Consider the following 16,690-nt stretch of genomic DNA (forward strand, 5'->3'; position numbering starts at 1 on the left):
AACCATTCATTTCATAGGCTTTTTCACTTATAGACTCACAGTCTAATTTTAGGTATAATGAAGCCGAAAAGACTTGTGAGGTGGGTCGGAATGAACCGGTTGATGCGATCGGCAACGAGAAAGAAGCGGGAATACATGATTGAGGTTGCCCTTCGATTGTTCATAGAGCATGGCTATGAGCAAGTTTCCGTAGATGACATCATCGCGGCTACGAACACGTCAAAAGGAACCTTTTATCATTATTTTAAAGGGAAGGATGAGATTTTGCGGGAAATTTACCGCAAGCAAATCCATACAATCAGCGAATGGGCCGTAAAAAAACCGTCCCAAGTCCAATCCTTGGAAGGACATATAAACAGACTCTTTTTAGACTTGGCGTCGAATATTCAGGCTTATCCCAGGCTGGTACGCAGTTTAATCGCCTTGTCACTGCAAAATGAGTCGGTCAAAAACATTGAAGACGAACAATTTCAGCTGCTGTACGATCGGCTGCTTTATTGGCTTCCAGAGGCGAATAAAGTTAGGCTGCTCATTACCGCATACAGAGGAACGTTGTGGATGTGGTGCTCTCAAGAGGAAATGGACTTACCTGATTTAATGCGCAGCAACCTGGCGTGGGTTTGGTCAGGTCTACGTTTGGAACAACAAGAATCATCCATCTCGGTAGAAACGAGGCAAGCAGGGCCGGAAGCGGCATGGCTTGCGCATAGCGCTAAGGAGGAAAAGAAGATGAGAATCGCAATTATTGGAGGCGGATTGGCCGGCTTGACGGCAGCCGCTTATTTGTCGGAGCAGCCTGGAGTCGAAGGCGTCTTATTCGAGAGAAGTCCGCAGCTGGGCGGCCGCGCGTTCACGTACGAGAAAGCAGGCTTCACCTTAAATTATGGAGCCCATGCCATCTATGGTATCGATCGTCATGAAATTTCAACGATGGAGCGTGAGCTTGGTCTTTCCTTCAGCTCCAAGCAGGTGGACAAACGCAGAGTTATGTATGCGAAGCACGATCAATTAACGCCTGCTCCACTCGATTTCGTCAACCTGATGCGGACCGAACTATTAAACACGATGCAAAAGGTGCGCTTCGTTGGGGAAATCACCGCGATTATTGCCCATATCCACAATGTTAAAAATTATGAAACGCTAGGCGACTATCTGGCTCATTCCGATGCCGACGAGGATGTCAAGGAGCTGTGGGAACATCTAGTGTGCTCCAACTTCTTTATTACTCCGGAGGAAGCCCGCAAGGTTCCAGGTGCGGTCATCAGCGAATATTACCATAACCTGTTCCTGTCCAGCCGTCCGGTAAACTATATATTGGGAAGCTGGGCCGTTATTACAAATCAGCTGCGGCAAAAAATCGAAATTTCCGGCCGCTGGGAATTGGCGCTCCAGGAAGGCGTTGAGTCCATTCAATATGCGGATCGTAAATACCAGTTGAAAACGAAAAACCGTGAAGAGAGCTTCGATCGCGTCATCTTCGCGATGCCTGTTCAGCAAACATGCAAGCTTCTCAAAGGCACACCTTGGGAACCGTTCCTGGCTCCTTACGAAAACAATACCGCAACCGAGGTTATGGTGTACGATATCGGCCTGAAACGCGTCGTAGCCAGTCCATTCTCCTACATTAGCGATATGGACAATAAGCTGTTCATCAGCGACGTATCGGCAACGGACCATACGTTGGTTCCTGAAGGCGGTCAGCTGCTGCAAGGGATTGCCTACTTAAGCGACAGCTTCGCGGACGAACAGGAGCGTAAAGATTATTTGGAAAAGAAAACGAAGCAAATGGAAGACCTGTTCGATCATTACTACCCAGGCTGGCGGGATGAAACCGCAGTGAAGCGTGTTTCCAAAAAAGCGATGGTAGCCAGCGTGAAAAACATCGTAACGAACGAGCTGCTGCCTACTCGTTTGGATCATGTACCGTTTTATTTCTGCGGAGATGGTTGTGTCGGAAAAGGCGAGCTGGCGGAGAGAGCATTTTCAAGTGCGCGGCTGGTTGCGAAATCGATTATTGAGGATTTAAAAGTGCCGGCTAAAGTATAGAGGATATCATTTGACCGATAAAAGAAAGCGCGGCTTGGACAATGAGCCCCGCAGTCCATAGCAGCTTGGAAAACCAACCCGATTCTTGAACGGAATCGGGTTGTTGTGTTTCCTTAGGCTTTTGCTCTATGGAAGGATTATGAAAGGCGGTCTTAGCCCCGGAGGATTTAATTGTTACGGTTCGAGTTGCCCCATCCCAGCTAAGCTGTCCTCCGAACGCCTCACCGATAAATCGTGCAGGCGCCATCGTGTAGCCGTTAACCAGCTGTGCTGCTGCTTCCAGCTGAACGGCCTGCCCGTTTTTCCAGGCTTGCCGATCCCCAATTTTCAGAGAGATTGTTATATCCCCTTTGCGTCCTGCCGCCGTCTGCGTCTTCTCATCCCAAGTCACGTCAGCACCCATCGCTTCGAAGATAGCCCTTAGCGGCACCAATGTATTACCGTCTCGGATTACAGGCGGCTGCTCGTACTGCTGCCGCTGCCCGTTCAATTCAACGGTAACCTGGGAGGATAAGGCAAACGATTTGGATGCGACCTTCGTTCCGCTTCGATTGTATACCGTGAGCTGAAGATTCGATCCTTCAGCGACTTGCCCGGCACTCAGTTCGATCCCGAAAGGAGGGTTCGTCTGGGATTCAATGATCTCCCCGTTGATCGAATATTCGATTTTTCCGATATAAATATCGGGAATTTTGACCCAAGGCGTGATTTTCGTTTTGACCGCGAAGGTGTTGTCAGAACCTCCCAGCTTCACATGGCCGATGCCGTCCGATGGCTTGGCTCCCTGCTCCACCTTGGATAAATAAAACGGGGAGGCGATCATCCGGCTGTACAAGCTTTTCATCTGCTCGTTGGCTCCGAGCAAATAGTTATTCTGCGATTCGCGGTTTTTCAGATCCACATTAAAATAGGTGATGGACTTCAATCGCGGGTACTTAAGCGGCATGATCTCATATAACCGGTGCAAATTCAGCAGACCGTAATCCGTAAACGATTCTTGCGGAATGTGGGCATAGTGGGAAACAGCCGTTTCACTGATCATGAGAGGCTTCCGGTCCGAATAAGTCTTATACAAGTAATCCAGCCTCTCGATCGGACTCGTCGCTTGCATATTCGCCTGCTTGGGGTCGCCGTTCTCATATGGTTCCGTATACATACTGACACCGACCCAATCCACATAATCATCCCCTGGATAATAGGCATCCATCGAGTAGGCCGGAACATCACCGGGACTCCAAACCATGGCCACATTAGGGGCTTCTTCGGCCATCACATCATGGACAAGCCGGAACTTTTCTATATACTTTGCCGGATCGCCATGCCACACGACCCAATCTCCGTTCATCTCGCTGGCATAGCGAAGGAAAATAGGGGTACCGGACGCTTTGGCTGCGCGCGCCCATTGACGCAGGTAGGCGTCATCCTGGACCGAATCGAGCCCCTTGGACGGCTCCCAAGCGATCTGCAAGGCTGCTCCCGCTTCCTTGGCTCTTACGGCATACTGCTGAGGGAAAGGATTCCCTACCTGTGCGTATGCCAAGTACAGGGCATGATTTTTCCCGTACAGGGATTTCGATTTGGTGAACTGATTTTGCATCGCAGGGTCCTGCTCGGAGTACATGCCGATATACATGCCGTACTCCGGCTCGAATTTGGCCAGCTTGCCGTTCTTCGGAGCCCCCTGTTGCCGCAAAAGCTCCGTATCGTCCGTGGACATGTAAACGTCCAGAATTGTCCTTATCTGCTCGGCGCGTTGAAGGTCGACGGCTCCCCAATCCTTGCCGTATAAGAGCCAATATTGATTTTCCAGCTCATAATAGCGAATGGCATTGTCATAATCGCGGATGCTGTCAAAATATTCGTCCAGCTTGCCGCTGAACAGCGCGGCACTCTGCCAATCCTCGATGGATGCATAGTGATCAACCAAAAACTCCCAATGGGGCACCGCTTCTTCCGGGCGGCCGGCGTTCACGGCGGCTTCAGCAGCCTTCCAGCGATCCCATATCGGGTCGGCATGCGCCGGGGATGCTCCCAGCCACAAGCCGCAAGCCATCGTTAACGCAAGCAAGCCTTTGATCCAACGGGTTATTACTTTAGGTGTAGCAGCAGCCATGTTCTTCTCCCCTCTCTCGCTGCCTGTAACCGGCTGCGAGTGGACCGTCGATTTTATCCATAATGAATCTATTTACGTATAAATGCCTATAAGGTTTCTAAATAGACGCTGCTTCCTTTGCCTCCGGGCTCAGCAGGCTGTACGACCAGCCGGCGCGGTAGACGGGCACGAAGCTCGGGAACGTGGCTGATGACCCCTACCGTCAGCTTATCGTAATGCAGCTTCTCCAGCGCAACAATGACCGTCTCCAGCAAATCCTGATCCAACGTGCCGAATCCTTCGTCGAGGAAGAAAAATTCCAGAGGATATTGCCCCTTCAGCTGGATTTGTGCAGATAAGGCCAGGGCTAACGATAACGATGTGAGGAAGGTTTCTCCGCCAGATAACGTGGAAACCGGTCTCTTCACGCCTCCATTAGAGTCGTCCCGAATGATAAAGCCGCCGGAGGAATCGACTTCAATGGCATACTTTTGCCGTGTGAGCTGTCCCAGACGCTCGGATGCCGCACGGCTTACCTGCATCAGCTGCTCTTCAGCCAAAAATTCGACGAAGGCATTACCCCGCAGCACCGACTGCAGCTTGCTGAGCAGCGTCAGCTCGCTCTGCTTGACCAACCGCCTGGATTCCAGCTCGCTCCACCTTGCGTGCTTGGCTTGGATCGATTCCCAGTCCCGTTCTGCCTTTGCCTTAGCCTGAAGCGCTGCTTCATCGAGCCGCTTGCATTCGGCAAGCTCGGACTCCATCGCTGCCCACTGCTCCTCTGTAATGCTGCGTCCGGCCAGCAGCCCGGCCAATTGGGCTTCCTGAGTCCTGAGCTGATGCTCCAGCTTGCTGTAGGCTTCTACCTCCGCGCTCCAGGCTTGCTTGTTATCGTCGGAAATTAATGCGGAGATGACTTCCTCCGGTGAAGCAAAGCTATGCAGAGCGCCTTGACGCTTCCACTCCTCCTCCGCTTGCTCCGCCTGCTCCGCCGCGTTCTGGACCGCCTTGCAGGCCGCTGCATAGGCTTGTGCGGCTTGCTGTCCGGCCAACTGGGACGACTCATGTTCCAGCTTCGTCCAATCATTGGCAAGCCTTAGTCCATCCAGTTGCTTGGAAGCAGCCTCCATTTGGGATTGAATGTCCCCGCTGCCTGCCCATTCCGTCAGCTTAGCGGCTTTCTCCTCCACCTGCTGATGGACGCTTTTCCATTCCGTCTTCCATTGAACGCTCTGGCGGTCCAGCTCGTTCATTCGCTGCTGAATCCCGCTGATCGCAAGCAGCTTTTCGTCTATAAAGCCTACGCTCTTGTCCAGCCGCTGGCGGATGTCCTCCGCCTGCTGCAGGCTCTTGCGTTGGCGCTCTGCAGCTGCTTCGACTTGCTCATAATCGATATCGGAAAACTTGCGTTTCCATGAATCCGTCAATTCGCTGACGGTTTGCTGGAGCTTCTCCGTTTTTTGCCGGACCCCAGCCGCCAGTGTATGTAAGGTCTGCTGCTTGGAACGCAGCTCTCCGCTCATCCGATCCAGGCTTCCCCTGAGCTGCAGCAGCTCCTGAAGCCTCTTCTGCAGCAGCTGATATTGCTTGTTAGCCTCCGTCAGACCGTTCTCGGCCTGCTGAAAATCCTCCTTCAGCTGCTGCTCAGCCGCAGATCGATCGACCACCGTGCAGGACCGTTCCCGTTCGGATCGCAGTTCCCATGCCTCGATGGCTGCAGCCGCTTCGGCCAACGTTTCATTCGCCTGCAGCTGCGGAAGCATGGACCTCCACTGCTGAACGACATGGTTCAAGCTCAAACTCAGCTGGCTTGCCGCCAGCTGCTGCTGCCTCGCTTGAAGCAGCAAGTGCTCAAGCCGGGCAATCGCGGCCTCGGTATCAGAGCCTGTCTCCGTTTCATGCTCGTGAAGCGAATTGGGAGCCGGATGATGCGTCGAACCGCATACCGGGCATGGATCTCCGGTCTCCAGCTTGGCGGCTAATGCAGCCGCCATGGCTTTCAGCTCGGCTTCGCGTCCCGCAGCCTTGAAATCGCCGATCCATCCCGGGATAGCCTCCGTAATCCCGGTCAGGCTATCCTCATGACCGCTTACTGCCGAGTAGATCTCGGACATATCCTGAAGCCAGGCAGACAAGTCTTGTCCCCATTGGCTCTCTTTGCTTTGTAACTCAGCTTGCTCCTGTCCGATAGCTTGCAGCCCGGCCTCGTGGCGCTCGCGCTCCGCATGCTGCTCTTCAAGCTGCTGACGCCATTGCTCGATCGTCCGCTTCTCCTGCAGCGCCTCCTGCAGGCGCTCCCGGATCCCGCTCGGCACCTCCACCAGCGCAAGCTCCGCCTTCAGGTCAGCTTGGCGCTTGACGGCCTTGTCGCGAAGCTCCTGCTCCCGCAGAAGCTGCTCGCGCGCTTCGGCAAGAGCGGCCTCCGTCTGCGCATCCTGCGCAGCGAGCCTGGCGAGCGCTTCGCGCTGCTGCTTCAGCTCTGCCGCGAGCGCCTGCGCCTGCTGCAGCTTGTCGAGCCGCAGCAGCAGCGGCGCCTCCTGCGCGGCGAGCGCCTCTCGCGCGGCGGCAAGCGCAGCCTGCGCTTGCTCCAGCGCGGCCTGCGCGCTCTGCAGCGCCGCTTCGGCGGCCGCAGCCGCGTCGCGCTCGCGGGCCAGCCGCGCCAGCGCCTGCTCGCGCTGCCGCGCGTACGGCTGCGCGAGCTCCGCTTGCGCGGCGCGGGCGAGCTGCGCCTGCAGCGCGAGCACGTGCGGCGCGCGGGCGGCGTGCTGCTCGCGCTGCACGCGCACGGCCGCGAGCTCCTGCTGCAGCTCGCGCACGCGGCGCTGCTCGGCTGCGCGCGCCTCGCAGGCGGCAAGCTGCTCGCGCAGCCGCTGTGCAGCCTGCGCTGCCGCTTCAAGCGCGGCCGCCGCGGCATCCAGCGCCGGCTGCGACGCATCGCCGAGCCCCTGCTGCTCGGCGGTGATCTCCTTGATCGCTATATCCGTTTCCTTATAGCGGGCGGCTGTCTTGGCGCTCAGCTGGTCGCCATACGGCTCCAGATGAAACAACCGCTGCAGCATTTGTCTCCGTTCGCTGCCCTTTAGTGCGAGAAACTCCGCAAATTTGCCTTGCGGAAGGACAACCGCTCTCGTGAAGTCCTGCATCGACAAGCCCAAAATATCCTGGACCTGCTGATTGACTTCTCCCGCTTTATCCGCCAGGACGACCGTCTCCCCATCCTGATAGCGGATAAGCCGGCTTACGGTATTGTTAACGGAAACCTCCCCGCCTCTCTTGAATTGGCGGTCTACTCTGTAGCGCTGCGCCCCGGAAGCATGCCCCAGCTCGAACGTAAACGAGACGCTGAGAGCCTGCTCCGCATGGTTCATAATGCCCTGCGTCCCGTTCGCCGCCCTCTCCACCTTGCCAAACAACGCCAAGGTCATGGCATCGAGAATGGTCGATTTGCCGCTTCCCGTCGGTCCGAAAATCCCGAATACGCCCGCATCGCATAGCGCCGTAAAATCAATCTCCTGTACCTCGCGGTAGCTCTGTAAGCCTGCCATTTGAAGGTATATCGGCCTCAAAAATGTTAACCTCCTTTCGTCTTATCCCTGCGGAGCCTCCAACAGCTCCATAAACAGCTTCACCAGCTCAGCCTCCGGCTCGGCTCCGCCTGTTTGTCTCGCATAGTAACGGCGGAACAACTCATCCATCGGCATACTGCGCATTGAAACAGAAGAAGCCGCTGCCGCTTCCATCTCCGGATAGATCGGGCGTATATTGACAATCCCTTCGTGAGCCTTGCGCAGCAAATGGATTTGCTCCATCGACATCGCCTCGGACATATGGATTTCCAGATCAATCCAGGCCCTCGCGTCCTTTCCTTCCTCCAGCCACGCATGCACCTGAGCCAAGCCGTCTTCCGCTCTCCAACGCGTTAGCGGTCGGCCGCAGGTCAAGAACAGCTCCTCCAGCTTTGGCGCTTCACCCGGCTTCACGTCCAGCACCGTGACCGATTTGGCCTGTCCCGCTTCCGAGAAGCTGTACGCCAAAGGCGATCCGCTGTACCGCATTAGCGATGGAGCTTTAATGGTCTGCGGTCTGTGCAGATGACCGAGTGCGACATACTGCGCACCGACAGCCAGCGCCGCCGTATCTACCGTATAGGCGCCTCCTACCTGGATGGGCCGTTCCGATTCGCTCTCCGCACCGCCAAGGACATAAATATGGCTCATCAGCACATTGACCGTATCGTTCCTGTAATGCTTCGCCTGCTGTGCCGCAATATATTTGACCCGGTCCGAGTATGCTGCCCTCAGCAGCTCTTCCTCCACCTGTTCGGACAGCAGCTCCTTAAGACGCGATTCCGAAGGATAAGGCAATGAAAATAAGCAAGCCTGTTCTCCTGTTCTTGCAATATCAATACGCTCGATCCGGTCCTCAGGCAGCCCTGCGAGCCTAACTCCCAGCTTTTGCGCCAAGGGGGCCGCCGCAGCCAAACGGTCCGGATGATCGTGGTTGCCTGCAATAACGGCAACTGGCCTGTTGCCGTTGTCCGCCAGCCGGGCCAACGCGTCGTAAAACAACTGCTCCGCCGCAGCCGGCGGATTGACGGAATCATATACGTCGCCTGCGATCAGCACCAGGTCAATCGATTGATCCTTCACCAGCTGTGACAGCTCCTCTACGAAGGCTTCCTGCTCCTCCAACCGGCTCCTTCCTTCCAGCTGCCGTCCAAAATGCCAATCAGCCGTATGCAATATCCGCATCGAAGCCCCTCCCTTCCGGCATGTATGCCTGACTGTATCCTAAACAAAGTCCAAACTCACATAAGGTTTTACAACTCCAAAATGTGAGCCCCGTCAAACAAAAAGATATATTTCCCGGTTACCGGCCTTCTCCATATCCTGGAGATCGCCTGGGCGTACAAGTCCAATTGAAGCCGATAGCGGTCACGAACCGCCTGCAGCGATTTTTCTCCCTGGCCCTTTAACCGGTCTGTTTTATAATCAAGAAGCACGAGCCCGTCCGCTTCCTCGAACACGCAATCAATAACCCCTTGCAGCAGAATCGTTTCTTCGGAGGAAGCCGCATCCGTTCCGCTATAGACTTCCCTTGCAGGCAGCCCGTAGCTGAACGGCACCTCCCTGTGCACAGCCTTCGATTGCAAAAGACGCTGTCCAAGGTCGCTACGGAAGAACGAGACGATAACTTCAGCGTCAACGACCTCTTTTTGAGCCTCCGTAAGCAGCTCCTTGTGAACCATCATCGCCAAAGTTTCCTTAACCACCTCTACCGACGGTGTGAAATGGATCGGCATATGCTGCATAACCGAGTGGAATACCGTCCCTCTCTCGGCCGCATTCAGCTTCGACTGCTCCATGAACCGGGGACGACGCACAATCGCAGGCTGATACACGCTTTTTGGCCCTTGCTGACCCAGAACTTCGGATACTCCGGCAGGCGCTTCCTCAGATACGAGCTCCAGCAGCTTGTGATGCTCGGAAAGCCGTTTTAATTCCGTTACGGATGTTTTCGACAGCAGCGAGGAGGACTTGGCAAATTCATATGACCAGGACAGCCGTTCTTCGATATGGGATTCAAACAGGCACTCGGTCCCGTCCTCCCCGGTTACAGGCTCCAGCAGGAAAACAGCTTGCTTCCGTTCCTCCGACAGCTCAAAGCTTACAGCCGCCTCCTCCAAAGCCGTGAACATATCGGGTCTTACCCAATGGACCAGCCATTTGGACGGTTCCTCCTCCATGAAAGCGGGTAGGCGATATCCGGCTCCCGCCTGATCCCTGAGCTGTCTGCCATCAGGGTGACGCATTAAAGCGGGGCCGATCCAATCCAAATAGCATTTCGCCCGCGCTACCATATCGTCTGGCAATAATGGCTCGTCATGCTCCAATACATTAGCCCAGCTCTGAAGCAGCTTATCCGTTCCTTTTACGGTTGCCAGCAGATAAAGCTTCTCACGGGCTCTTGTCAACGCTACATACAAGACTCGCATTTCCTCTGCAAGCATTTCCATCCGCATTTTTCTGCGAATCGCCAGCCATGGCAGGGTTGGATAGCTGATTCTTGCTTCCAGATCCATCCATTTCGGTCCGAAGCCCAGGTCCTTATGCACCATAAACGTATCCGTCAGATCCCTTTGGTTAAACCGCTTGGCCATACCGGCTACAAATACAACGGGGAACTCCAAACCTTTACTTTTATGTATGGACATGATCCGGACTACATCTTCCTGCTCACCCAGAGCGCGGGCTGTACCCAGATCACCGCCTCCGTCCCTCATCCGTTCGATAAAGCGCAAGAAACGAAATAAGCCTCTGAACGAAGTGGCTTCATACTGCCTGGCCCTGTCATATAACGCGCGCAAATTCGCCTGGCGCTGCTGCCCTCCCGGCAAGCCCCCGACAAAATCATAAAACCCGGTTTCCCTGTAGATATTCCAGATCAAATCAGAAAGTGAGCCTTCCTTTGCCTCCTCCCTCCAGGAGCGAAGCCGCTTTAAAAACCGCTGCACCTTGTCCCTGGCATCCGATTCGGCATCTGTCCCGGCAGGCAAGACTTCGAACGGTTCCCAACCACCAGAACGGCCGGCTGCAACTTCCTTCCACGCTGCATCATCGATCGTATTGTCTTCATTCTCCGATTCATACTCCTGGCAGACTGCGTCTTCACCGGACTCCATAAGCTCCGAGGGAGCCTTGCCATAGGCTCTGACTGCATCGTAAAACGCCGAGTATTTGCCGGCTATCCTTATCTGGGCCAGCTGCTCCGTGGAGAGCTGGACGATCGGAGAGCGAAGCACTGCAGCCAGCGGGATGTCCTGATAAGGATTATCAACCAGCTTAAGCAGCGACAGCAGCACCTCTACCTCCGTTGCCGAGAAATATCCCGAATTTAATTCGGCATATGCCGGGATTCCCTGCTGCCGAAGCTCCTCAATGAGAACCGGAGACCACTGTTGGGTCGCCCTGAGCAAAATCACCATATCCCTATAGGTAATGTCTCGTTTGCCGCCGGTGGCTTTGTCATACACCTGAAAGGCTTGTTCTCCGTTCGTACCGAGCAGCTTATGAATTTGTGCGGCAATAGCACGCGCCTCCAGCTGGACGTTTTCAAGCTCCTTACCCTCCAGAGCCGGATCGGCGGCTTCCCCGCTTCCTGTGCTCTCGTCAGCCTCGTTCCCTTCCTGGGAAGGAGCATCTGCTGCTGTATTATTGTCTTCCGTCTCCGAACGGTCGATCAAAATCAATTCGGCGGCTTCCGGTCCATTGCTGGCCGTATCCCATTCCGGATAATAAGCAGCCCCGTACTTCAGCTCAGCTTTATCATCATAAGCAATTTCTCCGACGGTTTCGCCCATCAGCTGCTTGAAGATGTAATTGACTCCGTGAACGACAGACAGCCGGCTCCGGAAATTTTGCGCCAGATCGATGCGCTGCCCCGGCTCCGTGCCATCGTTCCGGTAGCTCTTGTATTTCTCGAGAAACAATCCGGGCTCCGCCAGGCGAAAGCGGTAAATGCTCTGCTTCACATCGCCTACCATAAAGCGATTCCCGGGGGCTGTTCTCGATATCAAGGCTACAATCGATTCCTGTACCCGGTTCGTATCCTGATATTCATCCAGCAGCACTTCAACGAAGTGCTCCTGATAGCTGAGTGCGACCTGTGAAGGCTTCAGCTCTTCGGACTCCCCATCATCCTCCGATAAGATTTGCAGGCAGTAATGCTCCAAATCACCGAAATCGACAAGCCCTTTGGCTTTTTTTTCCTGCTGGTACCTGCGCCCGAACTCCATGACCAGCTCTATGAGTGTTTGCATCAATGGAGCCATAATCCTGAGCTCCTCGTCATACTGCTCCGGAGTCCGCCCGAACAGCTCGGCCCCGATGCCCGACAATTGGTCCTTCGCTTTGTTTCTGAGCTCCTTGACCTGCTCTTGAAGCTCTTTATCGTACTGGTCCCCCTTGCAAGGCTTCAGCTTGCCGAATGAGGTTCCCTGGAAGGAATCATACAAATGCTCCCAAGAATAGGCCGCCACCTGCTGCAAATAAGCAACAGCCTCCAGATCCTCCTTCAAATTAAGCAAATAAGGAGCGGGCCCCCCGGGCTGTTCGGCAATGCGCACTGCTTCCTTCAATACAGATGCGATTCCTTCAAGCTCCAATCGGACGGAAGCAAGCAAGCTTGGCAGCCATGGGTTCGGTGTTCCTTCGGTTCTTTCGAACATCGAGGCCATCTCTTGAAGCCATTGCGACGGCTTGGGATGGCTTCGCGATTCATCATATAGACGCTGAACCAATCTGTAGAGGGCATCATCACTCTTGTCTCCGCTGAACCATTCGGCAAGCCTCCAAAAGTTACTGTCCTCGGAAGCCTCCTCGTATCGTTCCTCAAACAGCTCCTCGATCAGATCCTGCCTCATCAATTCGCTCTCCGTCTCGTTGGCGATTCGGAATCCGGGATCGAGCGCAATCTTTTGGTAATGAGTCTGAATGACCTCCAAACAAAAGGAATGAAGCGTAGTGATGGAGGCTCTTCCGATCAGAGCCAGCTGTTTGCGGACATGATCCGATTCGGGATGACGTTCCAATGTTTTTTCCAGCGCCTCACTGATTCTATGCCTCATTTCGGCGGCCGCCGCATTCGTAAAGGTCGCAACAAGCAGCCTGTCCACATCCACCGGATCCTGCTCGTTGGAGATCCGCCGAATAATGCGTTCAACCAGAACAGCCGTTTTACCGGATCCGGCGGCGGCGGCCACCAGCATGTCATGACCGTGGATCGAAATCGCATCCCATTGGTCATCCGTCCATGAAGCTCCTTCCGGCTTAGGTATCTTGTTGATCATTCGTTATTCCTCCCGTCAGGTCAATCGTATCATCCGTCTGCAGCAGATCCGGCTCGGACGCATTCTCATCGGTGATCGCTATGAGTGAAGGGCTCTGCTTCTTCTGAGCCCTTGCCGGCCGGAACGGAATGACCTGCGGCGAAGCTTCCGCGGCTTCCATCCGCTCCTTCATCATATCCAGCGCACGATCTTTGCCCATCGGCGGCAGCACCCTGTGCTCATTGGCCTCAAACTGCGGATCGAACTGGCATACGGGTCTAAACGAGCAGAACGTGCAGGCGACCTCCGCCCCCATACGGTAAGGCTGAATCCCTACGTTCCCGCCTGTCATGGAAGAGCCTATGTCCTTGATCGTTTTACGGACATAATTGCGCATCAGAGTCCATTGAGCGTCGTCCGCTACCGAGGATGATTTGTAGAAGCTGCCGTCATTTTTGAGTGCGACGGGGATCAGCTGGGAATGGCCGCTGGAATCCGCCAGTGCAGCATCCATCAGCCGTGCCGTTTCGGCATCTGCGCGTATGAGCCCTCTCATCTTGAACTTTTTGCGGATCTCTTCCTCCGCTCTCTCCGCTGAAATCCGGTTCTGGGTCTGGAGAAGCGGGTTATGTACATGGAAATACAGCACTCCGGCAGGCTTGGCCTCCGTTCCGAGCCATTCTTTGGCATGAGTCATAATGACATCCAGGTAAGTAAGCATCTGCAGCGACAAGCCGTAATAAACCTCTGCCAGATGGAGCGCCGTTGCACTCGATTTATAATCAATTACACGCAGCAGCGTACCCTGTTCCGTATCCGCCCGATCCACACGGTCAATACGTCCTCTCACATCCATTCGGATCCCGTTATCGAGCTGATATGTAAGCGGTGGAATGGCCTGGTCCGAGCCAAAACCGATTTCGAGTCCAATAGGCTGGAATTGTCCATATTTCGCATGCTCGCCGAGCATCCAGGCCGAACGCCCGATAATTTGCTTCAGCTTGCGTGCAATATAGTGATTGCGCTTGGAGCTGAACAGGATCTCGCTTTGCAGTCTTGGAGCCAGCAAATCGACCACGCTGCCGGCTTTGACCATGCATTCTTCGGCTGTCAGACTTCCCCAGTCCCCGTCCCCGCCATCCTGAGCCACCTGCTCCGCAAACAAGCTGAGCGCCGCATGGAACAGCTGACCGATATCCGGGGCTTGAAGGCGATAGATCCGCCTCTCCTGCAGACGCAGACCGTGTGAGGCGAACTGAGAGAAGGGGCAGGCGACGAACCGTTCCATTCTGGATACGCTGGTCAGCACATGCTCGCCGTACAATAAACGGCTCGTTGCAGGACTGAGAGGCAGCGCTTCATTCGTGTACTGGAGCGACTTCAGGGTCAAGCCCAGACGGGCTCCCCAGCCTGGCTGACGGACGAACCAATTATATACGGACCACCAAAGCTCCGGCATCGGCTCTCCTTTCATCCACTGCTTCAGCTGGACGATAAGATAGGACAAGGCGTTGCCGGGACTCGCTATATAATCGAGCTGCTCATTTAAGCCCATGCCGGCCGTAGGCTCGCTCATAAGCAATCGCTCCTTCACCCCTGGGAACATACGTTTCATATGCCGGATGATTTCGGAAGGAAGCAGCATCTTGCCTTCTTCATCGGCCAGCGGATAACTGAGCCATAAGCACTGGGAAGGCGTACAGAAGGAGCAATAAATAAGGAATTGCTCGTCCAGCAGCTTTCTGCGGCTGCCCTCCGCCATCGGTAAGCCGAGATCGGTCAGCTTCTCCCTCTCGGGCTCGCTCAGCACGCTGTCTTCTTTCATTTTGGACGGGATGACGCCCTCATTGACGCCAAGCACAAAGACATGCTTCACGTTCCCGGTCCGCGTCCGGTCCATGCTTCCGATCAAAACCTGATCGAGCGACGGCGGCACCAGCCCTAGCTTAATGCTTTCCATTCCCGTTTCGAGAAGAGCTGCAAACGTCTCGGTTGACGCCTCTTCCTCCCCAAGAAGCTCTACCAGCTGATCGAACATGTCGATGATCCGGTCCCATACTTGGGAGTGCTCACGGGCTTTTTCCGGCTTTCCGTCGCGAATGGCTCTTTGGCTCCAGCTCTCTAGCCTTTGCGGCACCTGAAGCTGAACCAGCAGCTCATAGAGCGCTTTTACCTTCTCCTGAACCGTCCGGCTGCGCTTCATTTGTTCCTGAAACGCATACAGCGGTTCGGCGACCCTGCTGCGGCAAACATTCATTTTATGTAAAAAGGCCGCTTCGGCTTCACTTGAAGTTGCCTCCGGCTGCTCAAGACTGGCGCGCAGCGAATAAGTCCACGGCTTGCCGTCGAACCACCGCGCTCCTTGAATCCCGAAGGCCAGCACATAATTCTCGAGCTGGTCCATCGCATGGCGATCCAGCTGGATCCCCGTATCGTCATTGCCGAGCGGCAAAAAGAAATCCGTTTTGACGCAGCGGAATACGGCATCATACTTCCAATAATGGAGAATAACCTCCAGCGACGAACGAATCAGCTCCACCAGCGGATGGTGCATAACCGTTCTCTTCTGATCGAAAAAATAAGGAATGCCGAAGTCGGCGAATGTAGAGGACAACAGGTCTCCGTAGACTTCCGCGTTCCTTACGGTTACGGTAATATCTCGGAAACGAGCCCCTTCCTCCCGGACCAGCTTAAGAATATCGCGCGCCGCCCCCTCAACCTCCGCTCTGCGGTTTACGGCAGCGGTCAGACGAATGCCTTCCGCAGCAGACTTAAAGGGACTGTTGTAGGGCTTCTTCACCCGATGCTCAAAAGCTTGCTCCATGTAAGCCAGCATAGGATTTTCCATAAAACGAACCGGCGGACTCGCATTCAGCAGGATGCTTTCCCGAACGGGAATCTGCAGCCTATCCATCCTCTCCAGCAGCTGGAGCATGGTTCTCGCCGTCGGATGAAACAAATCCAGATCATGAGGCTTCTCGCCAAGGCGGTACTCCCTATTAAGACAAAGTGTCATTGTCACTTCACTGCATACGGAAGCCAAGCTTTCAATGACTGCAAATTCCTGGGGAGTGAAGCCGTGGAAGCCGTCGATCCAGCATTCGGCATCGCGCACGTACTCGGATTGCGACAGCTGTGATGCGAGCAGCGTCAAATAATCTTCGCCATCCAGGTAGGTTCGTGACAGCTCCTGCTCGAACTCTCCGAATAGAAGCTGAAGATCGTGCAGCTTTTCCTTCATTGACAGTGTCTGATTTTGCATCGAAGGGCTCTCCAGGAATTGCGACAAGCCTTCCGACGTCACACAGTACCTTTTGAATTCCTTGAACAAGTCGTTTATTTTTTCTATGAAACCCATTTGATCCGCTGTAGTGGAGAACAGCTTCAAACGGTCTTTTTGCCTATGTATAATTTTATGAAGAAGCAGCTTTTTGCCTGTTTCGTCTATTGGCAGCCTTGCCGTCCCTCCCGCTTCCTGCATGACGCGCCATGCCAGCCTTCTAAAGCTGAGCACCTGGGCGCGAAGCGTGCCTCCAAGCTCGGGTGCAGAGACCAGCGCATATTCCGCCTGAAACGTTGCCTGCTCCGGAACCAGCAGAATGATCGGCCTCCCGCTCGGCGCTTCGATCAGCTTTTCTTTTATATTTCGCAAACAATAGTCGCTTTTTCCGCTTCCGGATCTCCCGAGAACAAAACGGATCGCCATATCGCTTCCCCCTCAACGA

Annotated in this window: 6 protein-coding genes; 1 reads left to right on the forward strand and 5 read right to left on the reverse strand. The window is 54.6% G+C overall.

Annotated elements, in window-relative coordinates; genetic code table 11:
- Positions 1-90: 90 nt before the first annotated feature.
- Positions 91-2,046: an FAD-dependent oxidoreductase gene (locus B1728_RS12610; protein ID WP_079910554.1), complete on the forward strand. Its 1,956-nt coding sequence runs from the start codon at positions 91-93 to the stop codon at positions 2,044-2,046.
- Here B1728_RS12610 and B1728_RS12615 read toward each other — a convergent pair.
- The 5 genes from B1728_RS12615 to addB form a co-directional block, all read right to left on the reverse strand.
- The gene (locus B1728_RS12615) at positions 2,036-4,159 is read right to left on the reverse strand and encodes a stalk domain-containing protein (protein ID WP_079910555.1); all 2,124 of its coding nucleotides are present in this window, start codon (positions 4,157-4,159) and stop codon (positions 2,036-2,038) included. The two genes, B1728_RS12610 and B1728_RS12615, sit on opposite strands and share 11 nt — an antisense overlap.
- 86 nt (positions 4,160-4,245) lie before the next feature.
- The gene (locus B1728_RS12620) at positions 4,246-7,704 is read right to left on the reverse strand and encodes an AAA family ATPase (RefSeq protein ID WP_079910556.1); all 3,459 of its coding nucleotides are present in this window, start codon (positions 7,702-7,704) and stop codon (positions 4,246-4,248) included.
- A gap of 21 nt (positions 7,705-7,725) precedes the next feature.
- Positions 7,726-8,889: an exonuclease SbcCD subunit D gene (locus B1728_RS12625; RefSeq protein ID WP_079910557.1), complete on the reverse strand. Its 1,164-nt coding sequence runs from the start codon at positions 8,887-8,889 to the stop codon at positions 7,726-7,728.
- 68 nt (positions 8,890-8,957) lie between these two features.
- Positions 8,958-12,986, reverse strand: coding sequence for a helicase-exonuclease AddAB subunit AddA (addA, locus tag B1728_RS12630; RefSeq protein ID WP_079910558.1), 4,029 nt, complete (start codon positions 12,984-12,986; stop codon positions 8,958-8,960).
- Complete coding sequence (addB, locus tag B1728_RS12635; protein WP_079910559.1) at positions 12,967-16,671, reverse strand: helicase-exonuclease AddAB subunit AddB; 3,705 nt, start codon at positions 16,669-16,671, stop codon at positions 12,967-12,969. Before addB ends, addA begins: the two co-directional genes overlap by 20 nt.
- Between the last annotated feature and the right edge of the window lie 19 nt (positions 16,672-16,690).

The organism is Paenibacillus sp. 32352, from assembly GCF_002042965.1.
Lineage (GTDB): Bacteria > Bacillota > Bacilli > Paenibacillales > NBRC-103111 > Paenibacillus_S > Paenibacillus_S vulneris.

Excerpts from the sequence above, each read along its gene's own strand:
- B1728_RS12610 (WP_079910554.1), top strand. The coding sequence starts at position 91 with ATGAACCGGTTGATGCGATCGGCAACGAGAAAGAAGCGGGAATACATG.
- addB (WP_079910559.1), bottom strand. The coding sequence starts at position 16,671 with ATGGCGATCCGTTTTGTTCTCGGGAGATCCGGAAGCGGAAAAAGCGAC.
- B1728_RS12625 (WP_079910557.1), bottom strand. The coding sequence starts at position 8,889 with ATGCGGATATTGCATACGGCTGATTGGCATTTTGGACGGCAGCTGGAA.
- addA (WP_079910558.1), bottom strand. The coding sequence starts at position 12,986 with ATGATCAACAAGATACCTAAGCCGGAAGGAGCTTCATGGACGGATGAC.
- B1728_RS12615 (WP_079910555.1), bottom strand. The coding sequence starts at position 4,159 with ATGGCTGCTGCTACACCTAAAGTAATAACCCGTTGGATCAAAGGCTTG.